Below are 21,183 nucleotides of genomic sequence, written 5' to 3'. Positions count from 1 at the left end.
GTCCAGATCATCGGGGTGCGTTCGCACGTGGTGGGCTCGCGGGCGCGATGGTGCCGTCCCCGTTGACGACGAAGCTGCCCTGCGAGGTGACCACACGCGCGGATTCGGTGCCGAATGTCGGCAACGGGATCTGTCCGGGTGCTCCGGCGTAGTCGAGGACGAGTCCGCCGGCGCCGCTTGCACTGGTGGCGGTTTCTATGATCATTCCGTCACTGAACGAGGACAGATCAAGCGTTGGACTCGGTGCTCCTGCCAGGAGACGGCCGTCGTCGATGCGGACCGGTGTTGTGACCTCAGGGCTTTGTCCGATCAGCACGAACGGCCTACCTGCTTCGGGCGCAGCACCCCACAGGAATTGGGGAACATAGTGTGCAGGAACGAAACTCGCCAGTGATTGGACGGTGGCGTTGAGTTCGTTGACAGCGCTCGCTGCGTCAGCGTCGGGGACGTAGACGGCGAACCCGGGCGCCAAGGTCCGAGGCACGGAGGTGAATCCGGCACCGGGGTCGTCTCCGAGAACAAGAGCAGAACTCGCTTCGAGTTCGATCGGGTAGGTCGTTTCCCGCACATCGCAGCCGCCGAGATTGCGGTCGCGTTGGACGGTCAGCGTCAACGTGTTCTCGAGAAGTTGTGCTGTTGCCGGGAGGGGGATCTCTGCGAGGGCCGATGTCGTGCGGTCGAGTCGGCGACTCTCGATGAGTTGGCCGTTGAGCTGAACATTGAGGATCCAGGTGAGATCGTCCGGGGATGCGGGAAGCTGCATGACGACCCGGATCGATTGCGGAAGACGGCCACCTGGCAGATCGGCGAGGGAGTATCCGATCCGCCAGCGATGGTTGTCGGTGATCTGCACGGCCGTGGTGTCGGCGCCGAGTGAGTCCACGGGAACTTCGTTGCCGGTGATTGGCGCCGTGCGTAGCGCCTGTGGGTCGCTGCGATCGGAATCGGACGTGGACACCACCGGGCTGGTCAGAAACCGGGAAATGAGATCACCGTTCGGTTGGGTGATCGCCACGACCGGCGAGCCCTCGACCGTTCCGAGGGCTATGGCCTCGTCCGGTCCTTCGGGGGCGGACCATCCGAGCCCGGTCACCGCATCGCCGGGACCGACGATCACGGCATTCTCCGCGCCGGAGTCCGGCAGAGTATCCGAGTACGTCACCAGGTAACCGGCTCGCGTCAGTGCGATGCCCAGTTGCGCTGCGGCGGTGCGCCATTCGATTCCCGTGTCGGCGAGTACGATGGTCAGATCACGATCCCAGGAGACGACCGCATCCCGGACGGTGTGGACTCGCTCGGTCAGGGCTGCTTCGACGACACTGGCCGGATCGAGGTGAACCTGCATGCCGGCGGAATGATCAGGGGTGCAGGTTCGGTTGTCCAGGGTTCCCTGAACTTGCACTTGCACGCGGAGGTTCCCATCGCTCGACAACTCCTCCGGAACGTCGACCAGGACGTCGAGTGCATTCTGGCCTTCGGCCAGTTCACTCTTGTAGACCTGCTGACCATCCATCCGCACGATCAGGAAAACGACACTGTCACGGGCCACCTGCGTCGTCCCCGTCAGCTGTAGCCGAGTCTGCTCACGTGCGGAATCCGCCGGGAACGTGACGTCGAAACTTGTCGACGGAGAATCGTCGGTGAGCCAGACCCCGTCGCCGAAACCTGCCCCCGCCAGCGACTTGACGTAGTGACGGTCGGCCGGCACGTCGAGAGTGGTGTCGTCGACATCACGGGTGAACCACGCGGGCCGCACCACGACGAACACCAGCAGTACAACCAGCGCGCCTGCCAGAATCCACCACGCGGACCGAGGGACGGTACGTCCACGTTCGCCGGAAAAATACTCCGCGCGCGGCGGCGTCGACTCCTCGGCGTGATCATCGCCGCGGCTGCGACCACTGTCTTCGGGATCAGTGTCATCACTCATGCGCGTGCTCCTGTGCCGAGGTGCGTCGGTCTCTGTTCCAATACGACGTGCACGGGATGCGGCTCACGTCGACCCGGGCAGCGTATTTCTGGGCGATCTCCACCGACTCGTGCAACAGGCCCGAGGCCAACCGGGTCGGCTCGAGACCGAGACCGAGCAGGTGATCGTTGCGCGCGCTGAGCTGGTTTTCGTCGGCTTCCGCCCGGGGGTTGGACACGGCACTGATCTGAGCGCCGACCGTCTGCGCGACGAGATGGGCAAGATCGGAGACCCGGTGTGTTTCGGTCACCTGATTCATCACCCGCACTCGGCCTTGAACGTCGGCGCCGGATTCGGCAGCCAATCGTATGCACCGCACGGTGTCACGGATGTTGATGAACGCCCGGGTCTGCCCTCCGGTCCCGTGCACGGTCAAGGGATGACCGACAGCCGCCTGCACCAGAAACCGGTTCAAAACGGTCCCGAAGTCGCCGTCGTAGTCGAAACGGTTGATCAAACGGGAATCGAGCGCTGTCTCGTCCGTCTGGGTGCCCCAGACGATGCCCTGATGTAGATCGGTAATCCGCACACCGTCGTTGCGGGCGTAGAACTGAAACAGCAACTGGTCCAACGACTTCGTCAGGTGATACACACTCCCCGGTGAGGTGGGATACAGGATGTCCCGTGTGTGTAGATGACCGTCTCGGTCGGGATAGCTCACGGTCAGATAGCCTTCGGGCAGATCTACCGGCACCGACTCGTAGCCGTAGACCCCCATCGTCCCGAGATGCACCACATGAGCGTCGAGGCCGGTCTGAACCACGGCGGCCAGCAGGTTGTGCGTTGCGTTGAGATTGTTGTCGACGGTGTAGCGCTTGAGGGCGGGTGATTTCATCGAATACGGAGCAGCACGCTGTTCCGCGAAATGCACGATCACCTCCGGCCGGAGTACCGTGAGCAAGTCGGTGAGGGCATCGTAGTCGTGGGCGAGATCGAATTCGGCAACGTCGATCTCGCGTCCGGTCACCTCCTCCCACGCTGATACACGTTCGGCGAGTGAGGAAATGGGGGTCAGTGACTGCACGCCGAGGTCGTCGTCGATGCGGCGACGAACAAAACTGTCGGCGATTGTCACCTGATGTCCGTGCGCCGAAAGATGAAGCGCGCTCGGCCATCCGCAGAAGCCGTCGCCGCCGAGGATCAGTATGCGCATGGTTTACTCCTTGCCTCGAAGGAATTCGCGGCCGGTGGTGCGCTGCCGGATCCACCTATTGCCGCAGGTAGGGCGGTATGAGTCGCATCCAAACCGGACATGCCGGGCACGGCGCGGGTCGAGTGGCTTTTCGGTACCACCGAACCCGAAGTTCGCGAGATCATCGGCCGTTCGACCTTCCAGACTTCGAACGATGCAACGAGATGCTGTGAATAGTGCTGGACCGAAACGCACTTCGAATCGGGTTGTTCGCTGGAGAGGGCGACGGTACAGACCCTGACATGAGCCGACGACTTCGGCGCTGGTGCGGATTCCGGTCCTCGGACACGGTGCGGACATGCCGTCCGTCCGGCGCGGCCGACCACCGGCGAGATCATTTGGTACCGATCCGGGTACCAACCGTGTGCACGACCTGGATATCCGGGTTCCAGGGGACCAATGCGTCGATCGATCGTTCGAGCTCGTCGAGCGGTGGAAGGGTTTGTGGTCCGAGAACCGTGATGGTGGCGGTATGTCCTTGCCAGGTGACATCGGTGACCGAGGCACCTGGGGTTTCGGCGAGCCACTCGTCCGCCGCGACTGCGATCTGCCGAGCCCACAACGATGTCAAGGAGTTCAGGAGCATCGGAACGGTCACTACGATCAGCACCACAGCCAGCACCGCATACGCCCGGCGCCGCGATCTGGTTACCAGTCCGGCATCCCTGGCATATCCGGCCGCGATGAACACCACGGTCGCGGTGATCACCATGGCGACGACGTTCGAGGCGAACAACACGAAGGCTCCCACCGCCAGGGCTGGGGCACCCGATCCCAGGCATACCCCGACCACAGCCAATGGTGGGACCAGGGAAATGGCGATCGCGACGCCGGGGAGAACGTCCCCGACGTCCTTGCGTGCGATCGCGATGGCGCCGGCCAATCCGGTGGCCAGCGCCGCTGCTAAATCCATCAACCGAGGTGAGGTACGTCCGAGAACCTGAGAATTGGTCAGCACACTGGTCGGGTTCGGAACCACCTGCGCGAACAGTGCACCGAGTGCGACAACGAGGCAGATTCCAGCGAGCACGTAGAGCAAACTTTGCCCGACCAACCGACCGTTACCGGTGGTGACGCCCAGACCGACCCCGAGAATGGGCGTCGACAGCGGTGCGACGATCATGGCGCCGATCACCGTGGCGGTCGAATCGCCCACCACACCCGCCACAGCGATCACCGCCGACAATGTCAGCATCACCCAGAACGCCGACCGCTTGGCTTCTCGGTCACCTGCCGACAGGTTGAGCCGCTCGTCCAGTTCCGCCAACGACCGCCTTTGCTGCTCGGGCACTACTGCATACATAGAACCTCCACCGTTGGCTGCGGATGAACCTGTCCCGTTCGGCTCAGCTGGGCACCGTGCTGCGTTGTCTGACTGCGCTGGCGGTCCTCAGATATCGAAGGTCCGCCTCCCTTACACGCGGTTCTGGGCCGAAGTTCGCGCCGACGCGGCGACACCGGTCAGTAAGGTGACGATCGCGATGCCGATGGCGAAGTAGATTGCGGCACTGCCGATTTTCGAGGCCAGTGTGGCGGTGTTGACGAACGGCCACAGCGCGGCAGCGATCGTAGCGAGCACGCCGATCCAACCGAAAAAGTTCGATGCGCGAGGGGTCGAGATCATCAAGACATGCAGCAGCGCGGTCGCAATCAACGCCGTGATGGCGGCTCCGAGAGCAAGTGCACCAGCCTGCGAATTACCTATCCCGGTTGCAGGTGTGATGACCGGGGTATCGAGAAGACCACGGACGATCAGTAATCCGACGACGGCAGTCAACGCCGCGACCAGCGCCGTGGCAACTCCGCCGGCCCAGAGTCGTTTCGAGTCGACAGTTGGGGCAGCCGGACTGCTGGGTGGGATCTGGCTCATCGAATGACTCCTTCACCAACTGCTGGGCATTCTCGCGTTCGGTCACCGTAACCCGTTCGAGGCAGGTCGCTTTCATCCTTCGTGGGTGAAATCCGGGCACCCCGCTGTGTCAGCCGCACGGGCCGATCGGTGCTCGACGGCACTCCCGCGGAGCCGGAAGATGGCACGGAGATAAGCATTGATCGGCCCGCTAACCAGGATTTGGAAGCGACGATCGGCAAGTGCAGCTCCGGGACCGATCACGCGTTCAGATAAGGTTCGTGATTCCTCGGACCGTGAACTGCGCGCCGAAGCAGTACAACATCGCCAGGGTCAGGATTCGGGTGTGACCGAGCATCCACGCCTCAGCAGTATCGAGTGCAATGCGGGCACGCTCGCCGGCGGCGAGGAACGCTCCGATCGGGATCAGGAAGTCCAGCGAAGCGGAGAGCAGCAGCAAGAGCGAAGCCAGCAGGGCGTTGACAACTCCGACGGGTGAGCTGGCGATGATGCTCAGGCCGGACATCATGATGAACAAATTCGGGTTCACGACCCCGAGCACCACCCCGATGGCGAAGGCACGCCGCGGCCCCGCTGTTTCGAGTTCACGTAACACTGTGGGGCGCTCGGAGCGTTGCCGTCGGGGCCGAACGGAAAGCCACACAGCGGCAATCAGGAAGAGCAGTCCCACGACCAAACCCGCGCCGTGTGAGACTTCGGGCGCGGTGGCATCGGGCTCCGAGGCGCCGCCGAGCAGCGCTGATACTGCGATGAACACGTATACCAGGCAGAACCCTGCACCGAATGCGCCCGCACTGGCCGCGGGGCGCTGCGAGCGAAGCAGCAGAATGCCCCGAGTATCGCCCCGGGGGTGAGGATCAAACCGATCATTTCCGGCAACAACTGCGCCAACAGTTCACCCATGGTCGCCTCTCAGTGCGTGAGTCTGGCTGTTCGTCTGTCAGCCTTGTCGCCTTGGCTGCGCGGTGATGTCGGGTCGCGGTGCAATCTGATCGTGCACCCGGCGCATCCGGAAAGTGGGTTTCATCGGCCTTCACCGCCGAGTTCGCCGCCGCTGTCGCGGGCCCGGATCCTCGCCTCGGCGTACGCGGCAAGTGTCGATTCGCCGATGGTGGCGGTGGCGGGGTGAAATTCGATGCTCACCCCGTGCGCGGCGAGGAGCTCGTCCGTCCAGAGGTCGCGGATGCGCGGGTCGATGCCGCTCAGATGCAACTGACCGCCGACCGCGTCGAGGCGCCGGGCGTAGTCGGCGACCACGGTGAAAAACGTTGCGCTCACCGTCGTGCGCCCCCGCAGACGCAGCACAACCACCGGCGCCGTCGCGCCGCCCGGATCCGGCAGCCGCGCCTGCAGTGTCCGTGCTCCCGCGTAGAAGAGGCTCCCGTACACATCGAGGATCACGATCTCGTTGTCGGGGAGCCGTCTCGGAGCGATCACCTCGACCAGTCGATCGCCCTCGACTCGCAGACGGACTACCTTGAGGTCGATGGCCTCCTGGTTGATTTGCAGCAGCAGCGAGAGTGCAACCCCGATCCCTACTGCAGCGGTGACGGGCAGCAGTAGTGTCGCCACCAGCGTGGTGGCGAACACGATCCGCGAGGTGTATCCGCTGCTCCAGATCGCCGAGACCCTGGCCGGATCCAGCGATCCGATCGCCGCCACGATCAGCACAGCCGCGAGGGTCGGCATGGGTACCTGTCCGACCAGTCCGGCGAAGGCAGCGAGCACGACCAGTAGCCACAGGCCCGACCAGATCGCCGCCCAGCGGGTTTGCGCACCTGCTGTGCGATTGAGCGCAGTCTGGCCGACCGAGCCTCCGACCGGCATTCCGTGAAACATCGAGGCGGCGACGTTACCGACGCCTTGTGCAGTGAAGTCCCGGTTTGCGGAGGAGTGAGTTCCGTCCGGATTCGGAGCGGACTCGGCGACCCCGGCCCCTTGAACGAGCACGATGACTGCCACCGTCAACCCGCCACTGATCAGAGAAGGACTCAGCACCGTCGGATCGGGAAGACCCGGAATAGGGAAACCGGAAGGAATGGTCGCCACATCGGAAACCCGGCTCACCGAATCCCATCCCAACGCCACCACCAGCACGGTCGGCACCACCAGCGCACCCAAGGACGCGTACAACTGCAACCGGGTCCGCGCCAGCACCCACATCAGCGCCAACGCGCTGACACCGACCACCGCGGACCGCCAATCGACCTGGCCCAGGTGAGTGAACACGTCCACAGCTTTGGCGATGGCGGACCCACCTTCCGCGTCCACCCCCACCAATGCGGGGATCTGACCGAAGGCGATATTTGCCGCGACACCGAGAAGAAACCCGGTCATCACCGAATGCGAGACGAAGCGTGTGTACCGCCCCAGCCGTAGAACCGCAGCCAGCATCATCACACCGCCGGCGATCAGAGTGAGCATCACCAGAGCCGCGGACCGATCCTCGTCCGCGACATCCGTCAACGCCGACCCGGCAGCCAAAGCCGATGCACTCGTCGTGGTGACCACCATCAACCGCGTACTCGTCGACAGGCCGCCGAACACCCGGCCGGCCATGCTCGCGTACAGACCGTGCAACGGGCTCACTCCAGCCAGCACGCCCGAAGCCATACCGTCAGGCACGCTGCCGATCGCGCCAGGTAGTCCCGCGATCACGTCGGACCGAGTCATCCGTTCACGCGGCAGCAACGCACGTAACCGGCCCAGAATCCCGCTCATCGCTTCCCGACATGCATGTCTCGCGCCCTTCACCCGGCAGGTAATCCGTGATCTCATCGTCGACCACCCAGCCGCCCTCTCACCTCATCCAGCCCGGGTGAAAGCGACAAGTGAAACGATCGAATACGGGGATGAACGAAAGACGACTCTGTGAAGTCGTCTGTATGGCCCGTCAGCCTTTCGACTGCTTATCACCCCGTCTCTTACGGCGCAATCACTGCTGTTGCCGGTTGCCTCGAAGGAACGATGGTTGGACTGGCTAAAAAGACCAATGCCGACGCGAGTTGGCGCCACGATGTGTGGCTAACGGTCTGGCCGACGAGTCGTCGACCGCAGCGAGTCCGCGATCGTATTTTCAGTTTTGGCTGCATGTGCTCTGTGCGCACCGAGAGATTCTCTCTGGTGAGCCCTGCCGGCTGACGAGTTCATTGCCGCGTATGTACCGTGTCGTCACAAACTCGCCGCAGCGGACTCGATCAGTTTCGGTCGTGGCTGTGGCGCTTGCCCTGGTCGAGAAGCCCTGCCAATCCGACGAGAACCGCACCTACGAGAAGGATCAGGGATACCCCCCACGTTGCGTGGGTGGCGCTGGCGCCGACAATGGCGAGCGCAGCGAGAGGTGCGAGTCCGCCCGAGATCGCCCCGCCGAACTCGCGGCCTGTTCCGACGCCACTGACTCGCACACTCGCCGCGAACTGCTTGCTGAGGAACGCCCCTTGGGGAGCGAACATTGCGGGGGCGAGGATGCCGGTCGCGATCACGAGACCAAGGATGATGCCGACGGTGCCGGCGTGCATGAACGCGAAAAAGGGAAAGGCGAACAAGGCTGAAGCGAGGGAGCCTGCCAGGATCACCTTGCGGCTGCCGTATTTGTCGGAGGCGCGCCCGAACAGTGGCACGGTGACAATGGCAACAGCACTGGCGATAGTGATACCGATGGCACCGACGTTCGCGGCGACATCACGGAACTTGGTCAGATAGGCCAGGGAGAAGGTCTTGAAGATGTAGCTCAGCGCGTTATAGCCCAACGCGAGGCTCATCACGACGAGAAGACCGCGCCAGTCAGTGCGAATGAGTTGGATGAAGGGAATCTGAGTCTTCGTCGCCGTGGTTTCGCTGGCACGCTTCTTGGCGAGTTCCTCGAATTCCTCAGTCTCCGGTACCCGACCTCGGACCCACATGCCGACGCCGACGAGCGCGAAGCTGGCGATGAACGGGATCCTCCAGGCCCATCCTAGAAGCACGTCCTCGGGCAATGTAGTGAGGGCGGCGACCGTCAGGGACGAGGCGAGCAGGCCGATGTTGAGCCCGAGGGCGGGCCATGCGCCCTGGCGTCCGCGGCGTTCAGCTGTCGCGTGTTCGTAGGCTACGACGGCAGCGCTACTGTATTCCGCGCCCGAGCCGAGCCCCTGGAACACACGAAAGATCACCAGCATGATCGGGGCGAGCATCCCGATCTGCGAGTAGTCGGGCAGCAGACCGATTAGCCCGGTCGACACCCCCATCAGCGCAAAGGTGATCACCATGACCTTCTTGCGCCCGATACGGTCGCCAAGGTGACCGAAGAGAATGCCCCCGAAGGGGCGGGCGATGAAACCGACCGCGAAGGTAGCGAAGGCTGCCATCGTTCCCGACGCCGAGGCCGACTGCGCGAAGAAGATGTCCCCGAAGACCAGTGCGGCCATCGCGGCGTAGAGGTAGAAGTCGTACCACTCCAATGCCGAGCCGATGATCGTCGCAGCACCAACACGGCGGCGGATGGCGTCCTCGGACAGAGGGGCGTGCTCGGTCGGATCCTCGAGCTTGGTGTGAGACATGCTGTGAAAGTCCTTCCAAGTTGCATGTTGCATGCAACGCAGGGTGGCATTGATCACTCAGGATGAAAATGCCTGGGCGGGTTGGGTCCAACGGTTGAAGTGGACTGCGCGGCCGTCGCGCTGGACAGACGGCGGCGTAAGCCTCCATGCATGCGAGGAGGCGATGGACCCGGCGCTACTCGCGCAGGGTCGAGAGGGTGGTTCCGAACGAAGCCAGCTTGGCTTCGAGATCGCTGGGGTCTACCTCCGGATGATCCTGAGCCTCCCGCCGAATCAGCAAAGTGGCGGTGTTGAGGATGTGGCGTCGCATTGCTTCGCCGGCCCTGACAGGGTCCTTCATTCGCACTGCCTCGAGAATGTCGCGATGGTCATCCACTAGTTCCTGGCAGCTGCGCGCGTTGGGTGCCGTGGCGATACCTCGGGTGAGGACGAGGTTACGCAGATCCGCAAGCACACTCACGAGTTTTTTGTTGCCGGCCAAGGCAAGAAGTGCCAGATGAAAGTCGCGGTCAGCTCGCAGGGTGGCGTCGGCGTCGTTGAGATCCGCCGCCTTCTGCATGTCGTCGAATCGGGCCTGGACCTCTTGAAAGGAGATGTCGTCGACGACCTCCGCGGCCCGCGCTGCGGCGGGTGATTCGAGCATCAGGCGGACCTGGAAGCACTCGACCACTTCATCCAGTGCTGTCGGGATGATTCGAACACCGCGGTTCTTGTCGATTCTGAGCATTCCCGCGCGGGCCAGTTCGAGAAGAGCTTCTCGAACTGGCGTGCGTGAGACGCCGAACTGCTCGGCGAGACCGCTGGCACTGTATTGCAGGCCGGGGACGAGTTCACCGGACAGGATGGCCGAACGCAAACGCAGAGCGATTTGATCGGTCAACGTTTGGGCGGTCGTCACAGGCTCCATGCCCCGATTATCCACCGCAGCCGGTATGTAGCATGCAGCAGCGGTCCGTGGGGCCCCTATCCAGACAGGCTGGCAGAGGGGTCGCCGGGTTGAAGAGGACGCGCCGTGCACGACGCTCGCGTCGGAGCCCGTCATGACAGGCCCGCTCGATCCAGCGCTTCCTGCACCACATGTTCCGCGATTGCCAGCGATGACGTTGCTCCCGGAGACGGGGCGTTGCGTACGTGGACCACGCGGTCGTTGCCGCTGATGACGAAGTCGTCCTCAAGGCTGCCATCGCTGTTCATTGCCTGGGCTCGGATTCCGCGAGGACCGCGGTGTACATCCGCCATCGTGATTCCGGGGACGTACTTGCAGGCTTCGTTAACGAAGGATCGAGTGCTAAGTACCGTCCGAGACTCGCGAGCCGCGGCCGGTAGGTTCTGGGAGGCGAAACGCCAGAACCCACCGAAGCCGATGGCGTCGGCGATATCGCGGAACGAGTAGTCGCGTGGCCGGTAGGCCTCGCGGCCCAGGGACAGGAAAGCGTTCGGTCCGAGCATGATTGCTCCGTCGAACCGCTTCGTCAGGTGCACGCCCAGGAAGGGGTACTTGGGGTCGGGAACTGGGTAGATCAGGCCGTTGACCCAGGACGCCTTCTCAGGCGAGAGCAAAAAGTAGTCCCCGAAGAAGGGAACGATCTTCGGGAAGATGGTGTCGCCGGCCGTCGTGGCTACTCGATCGGACTGCAGGCCGGCGCACGTGATGACGAGATCGAAACGCTCGGTGCCCGCGCGGGTGGTGACCGCGACCTGGCGGGTTCGGCCGGCAAGGGCGGTTTCGGGGGTGATGGACGTAACCTCGTGTCCGAGTAGCACTGTGCCCCCAGCGGTCACGATATCGGCAGCGAGGGCCTTTCCGATGCCGACGTAGTCGACGATTGCCGTGTGCGGCGAGTGCAATGCCGCCACCCCGCGGGCGTGCGGTTCGATCTCGGCAATCTCTTTAGCGTCGATCATCCGAATGTCCGGGACGCCGTTGGCTTGCGCTCGAGCATGGATGGTGTGCAGTCGATCTAGCTCGGCCATGTTCTGAGCGACGACGATCTTGCCGCATTCTTCGTAGGGGACGCCCTTGTCTGCTGCATACTTTGCGAGCAGTCCCACACCGCGCCGACACAGTCGAGCTTTCAAACTGCCCGGCTCGTAGTAGAGACCGGCATGCACAACGCCGCTGTTGTGGCCCGTCTGGTGAGAAGCGACGAGATCTTCCTTCTCGAACACGACGACTTCGGCGTTCGGCACTTCGATGAGTAGCTGGCGTGCCACCGCAAGTCCAACGATGCCTCCGCCGACCACCGCGGCTCTGATCTTTGTCATAGTGGGTGCTTCTTTCCGTGGTCTAGAACATGATGTCGGCCGATGCAGCCCCCAATCGAGACCCGCATCACATGCATATTGTTGATGAATTGCATGTTACATGCAACTCCTCTGTAATCGTCTCCCACTCCTATGCGTGGTTACGACGTTCCGGGTTCGAGGCGATCGCGCGGATGACCGGAACCCGTAGGCGGCGGGACGGTCGGTGGCGTGCGTCGCGGCGTAGGTTGTCGTTCTCGATGGTCAGGTGCAACGCGCCATCAAACGGTTCGCTGGTGCGACGGTAGCGGTTACGTGCGTCTCGCAGCGCCTGGCCGGTCTTCTGTAGGGTGGCGATCTACTCGCGGAGCTCTACCTCGTTGTCGGGTATTTCGCGGCGGGTCCACTACTTTGTCGCAGCTCGTCAACTCCGCACGCCCTCAGGGTACGGTGAGGACCAGGGATGAACGAGGGCGAACACGATGCCGGGCAACTGCATTACCACGCAGCCGGCTGGGAAGACATTGGCGCCGAAATATGATGCAGCCCAACAATGATCGCCAACCCTCGCCGCCGTCTACGAGAACGCACCGGCACAGCAGCCCACAACGCGCAAAATACCCTGACCGGTAGACGCTGCAATCTCTCGGACAGGCACGCACGGCGCACTCGCCGACAATAGCACTTACGAATCACCCACCAGGAGGAGGACGACCGCATGGCTACGGCCGTGATCAGCCCAGTCCTGCATCTCCTCGATCGCCTTGTCAGTGATCCGCGAAATCGTCTCTGTCGAGACCGAGGCGCCGTAAATTTCGGCGAAGTGAGCGCTGATCTCGTCGGTCGTTGGGCCTTGGCGTACAACGACAACACGTTCTCATCGACACCGTTCAATCGCCGTTGGCGCTTCACTGGCGATCTGCGGTTCGAACGTCCCTTCCGGTCTCTCGGGACTTCGATCGGGACGTGGCCGCGGGCCCTTGGTCAATACCGTTATCGATCTGGTTCGTTACGAATGTTCGTAGAGTCTCGATCCGGCTGCGCCTGGTTCTTGTCGTGCCCGAGGTGTTCGGGTCATCTCCTCGGGCGACGCGGTTTCAAGGCCGGTTTTGGTGAACTGTTGTTGAGCAAACCGTCCGGCCCGCTCAACAACAGTCCATGTTCGTTCGCCAACCTGACCAGCTCGGCCGCCGCCGCAGCAGCGTCAGCGGAGGGCTCGGTCGTCCTGTCCGCCCGCATCTTCCAGCGTCGTCATAACGGCACCTCCCTCGCTGGCCGTTCACTCAGCGCTCGGCCCGAAACGCCGAGTAAGAAGCTGTCCCGAGCAACTATACGGAGATGGTACGAAAACCACGTGGTGTGGTGGGCGTCGCGCCGATAAATCACACGAAGGTTGCTTCGTAGGAGTGCGTGGTGCTGAGTGTTGGCGTCGGAGCCACCCCTACCTGGGATGAGATCACTATTTGTCGAGCATGTTGGTCGCGGTGCGTCGGGCGAGGGCCATGACGGAAATCATCGGATTGACACCAGAGCAGGTGGGCATGCCGCTGGCGTCAGCGATCCATACTCCTGGGGTGTCGTGGAGTTCACCGGTGGGGTTGGCGACCGAGGTGTGTGGATCGGTGCCCAGTTTTGCGCTGCACATCTGGTGGGCGCTGAAGACGGGGGTTCCGCCCGGTCCGATCGGGATCTGGTGCACCTTGTCGATGAAGGCCTCGAGGTCCTCGCCGCGGGACCAGGGTGCGAATGGCTGGCCGGCCAGGAATATCTGTTGGGCTCCAGCGGCTTCCTGCATGCGGATCAGGGTCTCGGCGCCCTCGCGGAAGTGGCGGCGGTCGAGTTCGTCGGTGAATGGGTACCGATGTGTTGCGTGGCCGTTGTTGTCGATGGTGACGCTGCCGGTGCCGCGGTCCTTGACGATGAACACCCAATCGGCGCGGTGGCGGTACTTGTGGGTCAGTTCTTTGTGCTGAGCACCGTTTTTCCAGGGAACGACCGTGGTGAACAGGCCGGGCAGGTGTTGCACACCTTCGATGATGTAGCCGTACCCGTCGGTGGCCTCGGCGAACTCGTCCACGATCCCGGCCATGGCCGGCCCGAACCATGGGTCCTGTGGCTGGTCGTAGATACCGGTGACGAGGCTCGCGGGATGCAGTCGCAGTGAGGTGCCGACTGCGGGGCCGCCGATCCCTGAACGCAGAAGCAGCGCTGGGGTTTCCAGGCTGCCGGCGGCCGAGACCACCGACGGCGCGTTGATGACGACGCGGTGCGATTGCTGGGTCTGGGGGTCGGTGTAGACGGCGTCAACGCCGGCTGCGGTGCCGTTGAGGGTGCGGATGCGTTCAGCGTGGGTGTTGGGGAGGAGTTCGGCGCCTGCGTCGGAGGCGTCCTGCAGGAAGGTCCGCATGGTGCCCTGTTTCGCGCCGGTCTGATCGCCCATACCGCTGTAGCCGGCCAGAGTTGGATCGTATTTTTCGGGGTCGATGTTGAGTGTGGCTACCTTGTACGAGTAGCCCAGAGCGGCGGCGGCATCAGAGAGCCGTTTGTGTGGTTCGTTCTGAGTGGCGACCTCGTCATTGCAGCCGATGCGCTCGGATACCGCAGCGAGGTGGTCGTCGAACGAGGGGTCGGCCACGTCGGTGAGGCCGAATTCGTCGGCCCACTGCGAGCGCACTGTGGCAGGGGTCTGCAGGGAGTTGGACCAGTTCACGGTACTGCCGCCGCCGACGGTCGAGCCCGCAGCGAGACTGACCATGCCGTCAGCGGTCGGGAAGAAGCCTCCGCGCAGGAACAAATTTTGGTAGGCGGCGAGTTCGGTTTGCACGAAGTCCGATTCGTTGCGGTAGCCGCCGGCCTCGAGCACGATGACGCGTCTACCGGCTGCGGCGAGTACGGCTGCGGCGACGCCGCCGCCGCTGCCGGACCCGACGATGACGACGTCCGCGTCGAGGGTGGTGTCACCGCTCGGGGTGATCACCGACAGGGTTTTCGGCGAAGGCGGGGGAGTCTGCGCCGGGCCCGGGTACCCCATTCCGGTCCATAGCGGATTGTTGCCCGCGGCGTCTGACAGTCCGTACGCGAACATCACCGATAGTTGATACAGCGCTGCGACGGCGCTCTGTGTTTCTGCAGAGATCCGGGCGAGGTTGCCGACGATCGCTTCGCGCACCGGCTGAGGTTGGTTCTTGAGCCCGACGAGTGCGGCTGTGTCGAGCAGTTGCCGCAGGCCCGCGAACTGCTCGGGTGGAAGGTGAGTGAGAAGATATTGCTCGGTCGCGAGGTCGGCGCCGACGTCGCTGCCTTTCGTGGCGTAGAACCCGGCCGGATCGTCGTCGCGAGGGACGGCGGCGACGAAGGTGTCGACGATCGCGGTCAATGTCTTGCGCTGGCCCGCGCTGAATTCCATGGACACGGTGGTCACCTTTCTGAAAAATTAGGGGAAGGAATAAGTTTCAGGGAAGTTGCAGTGATTTGGTTTCGAGGAATTCCTCGAGGCCCCACGTGCCGAATTCGCGGCCGTTGCCGGATTGGCGGTAGCCGCCGAATGGTGCGTGGATGTTGAACGCACCGTCGTTGATCTGGACTTGGCCTGCCCGGATCCGACGTGCGACGGAGATCGCGCGTTGTTCGTCGCCGGAGAAGACTCCGGCGTTCAAGCCGAAGATCGAATCGTTGGCAAGTGTGATCGCTTCTGCTTCGGTGTCGTATGGCTGGATGACCAGCACGGGCCCGAAGACTTCCTCGCGGACAATCGCCATGTCGGGAGTGACGTCGGAAAACACGGTCGGCCGGACGAAAAAACCGGTCTCCAAACCCTCGGGAGGGGTCGGCCCACCGGCGACGAGGCGAGCGCCGTCGGCGATGGCCTGTTCGATGTAAGTGACGACACGGTCGCGTTGGGTGGACGACACCAGCGGCCCGAGGACAGTAGCAGGGTCGAACGGATCACCAACGACGAGCGAGTCGGCACCGACTTTCGCGATCGCTTCGACCTCAGCGAGCTTTGATCGCGGGACGATCATTCGGGTGAGTGCGATGCACGTTTGACCGGAATTGAGGTAACACGCTGAGAGTCCGTGGCTGACGGCCGCAGTGATGTCGGCGTCGTCGAGCACGAGCAGCGGTGACTTTCCGCCCAGCTCCAACGAGACACGTTTGATCGTGTCCGCGGCCACCGCGCCGATCCGGCGCCCGGCGGCGGTCGATCCGGTGAGCGAGACCATGTCGACCTCGGGGTGTGCGACCAAGGTCTCACCGACACCGGTTCCTGTCCCCGTGACCAGGTTGAACACCCCTGGTGGTAGGCCGATCGCCTCGAAGACCTCGGCGAGAATGTAGGCGTTGAGCGGCGCTACTTCGCTCGGCTTGAGCACGATGGTGCACCCTGCGGCCAGAGCTGGTGCAACCTTGGCGACGATCTGGTGCAGTGGGTAGTTCCACGGGGTGATCGCGACGACGACGCCGACCGGTTCTCGGACAACCAACGAGTTGTACACCTTCTTTTCGAACTGGAATGACAGCGCGAGGTCGGCGATCGAGACAAGGGACTGCACCGGCAGACCGACCTGGACCACGTTGCTGTAGGCGAACGGCATCCCGACTTCCTGGCTCACTAGCGACGCGATCTCGCTCTGTCGCAGCTGGAGCTGTTCGGCGGCCAGCTTCAGATATCCGGCACGCTGGGCCGGCGAGGTCGTTGACCACGATTCGAACGCCGCGCGAGCGGCGCGGACAGCAATGTCGGCGTCCTCAGCGTTGCCAGCCGGAATCGAGCCCATGATTTGTTCGGTGGAGGCATTGACCACCGGTATGGTCTCGGTGCCGATCGACGGCTGCCATTGGCCTCCGATGTAGTGGGCGGTGCGTTCGATCATCGAATTCTCCTGTGTCGGAAATGGTTGTGATCTGCTGGTCACGATTCGGTGACCTGCAGTGTCCTTATCGCTCTCGCCGAGAGGCGTTGGCGTGTGGGCGTAAGAACGGTGCGCTGGAGCTGACGCAAGTGATGGTCAGCGTCTGGCCCGCGGTCGAGGTGGACGGAGAGCCAATGCGGATTAAAATCGAGAGTTGTTGACCGACAACATGTTGCGCTGTGTGGGGCTCGCAGTCGGACGACAGGTGCTGGGCAGCCAAAGGGAGTGTGTGATGGCTGGTGCTGTGCCGTTTCACTGAGCGGACGGCGCATCCGCGAACATTGCTGTCGCCGCGAAGAGCGTTATTCCACACGGATTTCGCGTTTGAGGATCTTTCCGGTCGGTCCCTTCGGCAGTGCACCGATCACCCGCACGATCCGCGGATACCTGTACGCGGCGACGCGGTCCTTGATGAAACGGAAAATGTCGACTTCGGTTGCGGTCGATTCGGGCTTCAGGGCAACCACCGCGTAGATCTCCTCACCCCACTGGGCATGCGGGACACCGATGACGGCGACCTCGGCGACGGCCGGATGTTCGTAGGCGACTTCCTCGATCTCGCGGGGATACACGTTGTAGCCACCGCGGATGATCATGTCCTTCTTGCGGTCGACGATGAAGAAGTATCCGTCGTCGTCTTCTCGCGCCAGATCGCCGGTGTGAAACCAGCCGTCCTTCACTGCCTCCTCGGTAGCGTCCGGTCTGCCCCAGTAGCCCTTCATTACGTTGTGTCCGCGGATCGCGATTTCTCCGACGTCGCCAGCAGGGACGTTCGCCCCCGCCTCGTCGACGATCCGAAACTCCACTCCAGGTATCGGCGTGCCGATCGATCCCGCTCGACGCCGGTCAGCCCGGTTGAAGGTTGCGACCGGCGATGTTTCAGACAATCCGTAGCCCTCGAGGATGGCGGCTCCGAACACTTTCTCGAACCCGGTCAAGACCTCGAGTGGCAGTGCTGCGCCGCCGGAAACACATAATCGGAGGCTGGAGACTGCGTACTCGTCGCGGTCGGGATGGTTCAGCATTGTCGTGTACATCGTGGGCACGCCCTGAAGGATCGTGACCTTGTCGCGCTGCACGATCTCGAGTGCCTTGGCTGGATCGAACCGAGCCAGCAGGGTCAGTGTCGCGCCGACTGCGATCGCGACATTGAGTCCGCACGTCTGTCCGAACACATGAAACAACGGCAGCCCGCCGAAAATGACGTCATCGCAATCGGAGTCGAACAACTCGTGCGCGCAGATCTCGACATTGCGGGTCAGATTCTCGTGCGTAAGCTCGGCGCCTTTCGGCGAACCCGTCGTTCCCGAGGTGTAGAGCAGCACGGCAGTGTCGTTCGCGGCGCGGTCGACGACGTCTTCGACCGGGAGACAGGCCGCGAGTTCACCGCCGAACTCGGCCGGGTCGATCAGCACGACGTCGGCATCGGCGACCTCGGCTCCCGCCAACACCTGATCTCCAAGGTCATGCCACGCAAAGAGCAGTGCCGCACCGGAGTCGGATAGGTAGTAGGCCACCTCACGTGACTTGAGGAGAGGATTCATCGGCACCGCGACCGCACCCGCCCGAAGGATGCCGTAGTAGACGATCGCCCAGTGCGGGACGTTCGGTGCCATCAGCGCAACACGATCCCCGATCTGTACACCACGACGCTGCAGCAGACCCGCGACGTGCTTCGTCGCACAGTCGAAGTCGGCGTAGGTCAAGGCGACGTCGTCGAATCTGATCGCGACCCGGTCGGGGTGCGCGCTGACCGTCGCGGTCAAATTGTCAGCCAGATTCATCGTCGACTCCAAGTACTCGAGGTGGGTGGCGCAGGTGGCGTGCCACGGTGCCGTTCACTATGTGAAACAAACCACTTCGAGGATGCAGGGTGACTGTAGTCATATTCTTGGGTCCGTTCGACAACAAAGTTCGGCCATACTGTTCGCGGGAACAAACGAAGTATGGAGGGGTTCATGGGTACCGAGTCGCCGAAGGCAATCCGATGGCTGGAACAGTTCGCCCGTGCCTCCGAGGACCGCGCGGTACTCGACCAGCTGGTCGAGCTCGTCGACGGCCGGATATTCGAGTCGCTGCCCCCACTGGCGGCGGACCCGACACTGCGCACCGAACTGCACGCAAGCACACGCGCCCACTGGCGGGGTTTCCTGGCGATCGTGGCCCGCGACACGTTCGAGGTGCAACTGGCACCCGAGGCTGTTGACCTCGCCCGCACTCTGGCGCGGCGCGGTTTCGACCTGACCGTGCTGCTGACGGTGTATCGGGTTGCGCAACGGGCAGTGTGGGACTACCTCACCGCGACCCTCGACACCCAGGTGCCGGACGCCGATGTGCGCTCGGCGGTATTGATGCAGTTCTGGACCCGCGTCTCGCACTGGCTCGACTCTTCGATCGAAGCCCTGATCCTGGCCTTCACCACCGAACGTGAGCAGTGGCAACGTGGGTCGCTCGCACGTCGGGTCGAGACCGTGCACGCCATCCTCTCCGGACGATCGCTCGACACCGACATGGCCAGCATCTCGCTTTCGTACCCGCTGAATCAGATGCATACCGCATTCGTCCTCTGGGGCGATGCCGACGCACCGGATGCCGAAGTGCAGCGACATCTCGACGCTGCCGCAAACACCGTAGGAACAGCCATCAGCGACCGCAGCCCACTCGCAGTCGGCAGCGGCACCCGCGCCTTGTGGTGTTGGGCCGCCACCACCGGACATCCGCCCCAACTGCCCGAAGATGTGTTCTCAGCACTGCCGAGCACCGTGCATATCGCACTGGGCACCTGCGGTTCGGGGGTTCGCGGCTTCCGAGAAAGTCACCACGAGGCACTTGCGGCGCAGACCGTTGCCCTGCGCCGCATTCCGAGCCCCGCTATCATGCGGTACGGGGACGTCGAACTCGCCTGTCTGGCAGCAGGACTGAGAGACGAGGAGGGCATGAACAAGCTCGTTCGACGCGAACTCGGCGCACTCACCGCTGACGACGAGGGCACACGACGGCTGCGCGAGACCCTCCGGCTGTACCTGTCTCATGCCGGCAACGCGCACATCACCGGCGAACTACTCAACATCCACCCCAACACCGTGCGCTACCGTATCCGTCATGCCGAAGAACTCCTCGGCCGCCCCGTGGAGCACCGTCGGATGTACCTCGAGGTCGCGCTACACATCGTCTCAGCCTTTGCGTAATACGGCCTCACAGCTGACCGTGGATAGCCTTCGGCCGGAAAGGCGACGGGTCACATACCGCTGAAGTGCGGCGAGGAGGACTAGTAGCCCCCGCAGCGGCACGAATTCGGGCATCCGTTCGGTGGCGGCCAACAGGGATCTGGCGCTGTCGACAGGAAAATGCTGAAACAATCGCCGTTGCGGGCACGCCGTGGCGTGAGGTGCGAGCTTTCGGAGTTTCACCGATTCAGACGGCGATCCACGGGACCGCGACACTGTCACTCGGGCCAGCCTTGGGAACCCACACCGTTCCACAAATCGTCCGCATGTCGAGTGGTCCAGGTGATTGATCGTATCTCCCTATGCCTTCGAGTCGAGTTGCGTCATGGTTTTCCGGTCGACGAGACGATGTGATGGGAGTCCCAATTCGAAGGAGACTTCAGTGACTACGAACCTTTCCGGCAAGACGTTGATGATATCCGGTGGCAGTCGCGGGATCGGTCTGGGTATCGCGCTTCGTGCCGCCCGAGACGGAGCGAAGATTGCACTGCTGGCGAAAACTGCAGAACCCCATCCCAAGTTGGAGGGAACCGTTTTCACCGCGGCGCGTGAGATCGAGGCGGCAGGCGGTCAGGCACTGCCGGTGGTGGGCGATGTCCGCAACGACGGCGATGTGGCCGCAGCAGTAGCCAAGGCCGTCGCCGAGTTCGGGGGCATCGACATCTGTGTGAACAATGCAAGTGCCATCGACATATCCAGGACTGAAGCCCTGGATATGAAACGCTACGATCTGATGCAGGATATCAACGTGAGGGGGACGTTTTCCCTCTCGCGTGCCTGCATTCCACATCTCCGTCGGGCGTCGAACCCGCACATTCTGACTCTCTCACCACCGGTGAACCTGGCACCGCATTGGTTGGGTAAGCACGTTGGCTACATGCTCTCCAAGTACGGGATGTCTTTGGGTGCACTGGGATTGGCCGAAGAACTCCGGCCGGACGGGATCGCGTCCAATGCGCTGTGGCCCCGGACCCTGATCGCCACTGCCGCCGTCCAGAATCTGCTCGGTGGCCAAACCCGCGCAGACCGCGGTCGAACAGTCGAGATCGTGGCCGATGCCGCCTACGAGATGCTGAACCGACCAGCTCGTGAGTACACCGGCCACACAGCGATCGACCAGGACGTCCTGAGGGAAGCCGGGGTTACCGATTTCGGACGCTATGCGGTGACTCCCGGCCTGTCGGACCTCGAAGTGGACATCTTCTTGGACTGACCAGGTGCGTGGGTGCG

14 protein-coding genes and 1 pseudogene are annotated in these 21,183 nt (G+C 63.1%); 2 read left to right on the top strand and 13 right to left on the bottom strand.

Going from position 1 to position 21,183, the window contains the following annotated elements; translation table 11 throughout:
* Nucleotides 1–7: 7 nt before the first annotated feature.
* The 13 genes and pseudogenes from AC3WQS_RS27505 to AC3WQS_RS27445 form a co-directional block, all read right to left on the bottom strand.
* Nucleotides 8–1,930, bottom strand: coding sequence for a hypothetical protein (locus AC3WQS_RS27505; protein ID WP_492712912.1), 1,923 nt, complete (start codon nt 1,928–1,930; stop codon nt 8–10).
* On the bottom strand, nt 1,923–3,122 hold the full coding sequence (locus tag AC3WQS_RS27500; protein WP_492712913.1) for an NAD-dependent epimerase/dehydratase family protein: 1,200 nt from the start codon (nt 3,120–3,122) through the stop codon (nt 1,923–1,925). The genes AC3WQS_RS27505 and AC3WQS_RS27500 overlap by 8 nt, the downstream gene beginning before the upstream one ends.
* Nucleotides 3,123–3,495: 373 nt before the next feature.
* Nucleotides 3,496–4,464, bottom strand: coding sequence for a TIGR00341 family protein (locus tag AC3WQS_RS27495; RefSeq protein ID WP_492712914.1), 969 nt, complete (start codon nt 4,462–4,464; stop codon nt 3,496–3,498).
* A gap of 111 nt (nt 4,465–4,575) precedes the next feature.
* Entirely contained in the window at nt 4,576–5,031 is a 456-nt protein-coding gene (locus tag AC3WQS_RS27490) for a DUF6069 family protein (protein ID WP_492712915.1), read from the bottom strand.
* Nucleotides 5,032–5,278: 247 nt separating this feature from the next.
* Nucleotides 5,279–5,854: a GAP family protein gene (locus tag AC3WQS_RS27485; RefSeq protein WP_492741602.1), complete on the bottom strand. Its 576-nt coding sequence runs from the start codon at nt 5,852–5,854 to the stop codon at nt 5,279–5,281.
* 200 nt (nt 5,855–6,054) lie between these two features.
* The gene (locus tag AC3WQS_RS27480; RefSeq protein ID WP_492712916.1) at nt 6,055–7,752 is read right to left on the bottom strand and encodes a SulP family inorganic anion transporter; all 1,698 of its coding nucleotides are present in this window, start codon (nt 7,750–7,752) and stop codon (nt 6,055–6,057) included.
* Between the two features lie 476 nt (nt 7,753–8,228).
* Nucleotides 8,229–9,569: an MFS transporter gene (locus AC3WQS_RS27475; protein WP_070797374.1), complete on the bottom strand. Its 1,341-nt coding sequence runs from the start codon at nt 9,567–9,569 to the stop codon at nt 8,229–8,231.
* A gap of 175 nt (nt 9,570–9,744) precedes the next feature.
* Nucleotides 9,745–10,476 carry a GntR family transcriptional regulator gene (locus AC3WQS_RS27470; protein ID WP_194273599.1) on the bottom strand — a complete coding sequence of 244 codons (732 nt, stop codon included), beginning with the start codon at nt 10,474–10,476 and terminating at the stop codon, nt 9,745–9,747.
* A 131-nt stretch (nt 10,477–10,607) separates the two neighbouring features.
* The gene (gene lhgO, locus AC3WQS_RS27465; RefSeq protein WP_153212108.1) at nt 10,608–11,834 is read right to left on the bottom strand and encodes an L-2-hydroxyglutarate oxidase; all 1,227 of its coding nucleotides are present in this window, start codon (nt 11,832–11,834) and stop codon (nt 10,608–10,610) included.
* A 718-nt stretch (nt 11,835–12,552) separates the two neighbouring features.
* A pseudogene (locus AC3WQS_RS27460) lies at nt 12,553–13,052 on the bottom strand (transposase); the annotation flags it as partial.
* A gap of 220 nt (nt 13,053–13,272) precedes the next feature.
* Nucleotides 13,273–15,219, bottom strand: coding sequence for a GMC family oxidoreductase N-terminal domain-containing protein (locus AC3WQS_RS27455; protein ID WP_492712963.1), 1,947 nt, complete (start codon nt 15,217–15,219; stop codon nt 13,273–13,275).
* Nucleotides 15,220–15,265: 46 nt separating this feature from the next.
* Complete coding sequence (locus tag AC3WQS_RS27450) at nt 15,266–16,687, bottom strand: aldehyde dehydrogenase family protein (protein ID WP_070797369.1); 1,422 nt, start codon at nt 16,685–16,687, stop codon at nt 15,266–15,268.
* A 341-nt stretch (nt 16,688–17,028) separates the two neighbouring features.
* Entirely contained in the window at nt 17,029–18,510 is a 1,482-nt protein-coding gene (locus tag AC3WQS_RS27445) for a long-chain-fatty-acid--CoA ligase (protein ID WP_492712917.1), read from the bottom strand.
* Nucleotides 18,511–18,684: 174 nt separating this feature from the next.
* Between AC3WQS_RS27445 and AC3WQS_RS27440 the strand changes: the two genes are divergently transcribed.
* Nucleotides 18,685–19,914: a PucR family transcriptional regulator gene (locus AC3WQS_RS27440; RefSeq protein WP_194273600.1), complete on the top strand. Its 1,230-nt coding sequence runs from the start codon at nt 18,685–18,687 to the stop codon at nt 19,912–19,914.
* A 421-nt stretch (nt 19,915–20,335) separates the two neighbouring features.
* Nucleotides 20,336–21,166, top strand: coding sequence for an SDR family oxidoreductase (locus AC3WQS_RS27435; RefSeq protein WP_492712918.1), 831 nt, complete (start codon nt 20,336–20,338; stop codon nt 21,164–21,166).
* Nucleotides 21,167–21,183 lie beyond the last annotated feature (17 nt).

The sequence above is a fragment of the Rhodococcus sp. FW305-130 genome, from assembly GCF_058788335.1.
The sequence above is the reverse complement of the archived record's forward strand: the minus strand, read 5'-3'. Positions and strand labels throughout refer to the sequence as shown.

Bases quoted from the DNA above. Each gene is read 5' to 3' on its own strand.
- AC3WQS_RS27505 (WP_492712912.1), bottom strand. From the start codon at position 1,930: ATGAGTGATGACACTGATCCCGAAGACAGTGGTCGCAGCCGCGGCGAT.
- AC3WQS_RS27500 (WP_492712913.1), bottom strand. From the start codon at position 3,122: ATGCGCATACTGATCCTCGGCGGCGACGGCTTCTGCGGATGGCCGAGC.
- AC3WQS_RS27495 (WP_492712914.1), bottom strand. From the start codon at position 4,464: ATGTATGCAGTAGTGCCCGAGCAGCAAAGGCGGTCGTTGGCGGAACTG.
- AC3WQS_RS27490 (WP_492712915.1), bottom strand. From the start codon at position 5,031: ATGAGCCAGATCCCACCCAGCAGTCCGGCTGCCCCAACTGTCGACTCG.
- AC3WQS_RS27480 (WP_492712916.1), bottom strand. From the start codon at position 7,752: ATGAGCGGGATTCTGGGCCGGTTACGTGCGTTGCTGCCGCGTGAACGG.
- AC3WQS_RS27475 (WP_070797374.1), bottom strand. From the start codon at position 9,569: ATGTCTCACACCAAGCTCGAGGATCCGACCGAGCACGCCCCTCTGTCC.
- AC3WQS_RS27470 (WP_194273599.1), bottom strand. From the start codon at position 10,476: ATGGAGCCTGTGACGACCGCCCAAACGTTGACCGATCAAATCGCTCTG.
- lhgO (WP_153212108.1), bottom strand. From the start codon at position 11,834: ATGACAAAGATCAGAGCCGCGGTGGTCGGCGGAGGCATCGTTGGACTT.
- AC3WQS_RS27455 (WP_492712963.1), bottom strand. From the start codon at position 15,219: ATGGAATTCAGCGCGGGCCAGCGCAAGACATTGACCGCGATCGTCGAC.
- AC3WQS_RS27450 (WP_070797369.1), bottom strand. From the start codon at position 16,687: ATGATCGAACGCACCGCCCACTACATCGGAGGCCAATGGCAGCCGTCG.
- AC3WQS_RS27445 (WP_492712917.1), bottom strand. From the start codon at position 18,510: ATGAATCTGGCTGACAATTTGACCGCGACGGTCAGCGCGCACCCCGAC.
- AC3WQS_RS27440 (WP_194273600.1), top strand. From the start codon at position 18,685: ATGGGTACCGAGTCGCCGAAGGCAATCCGATGGCTGGAACAGTTCGCC.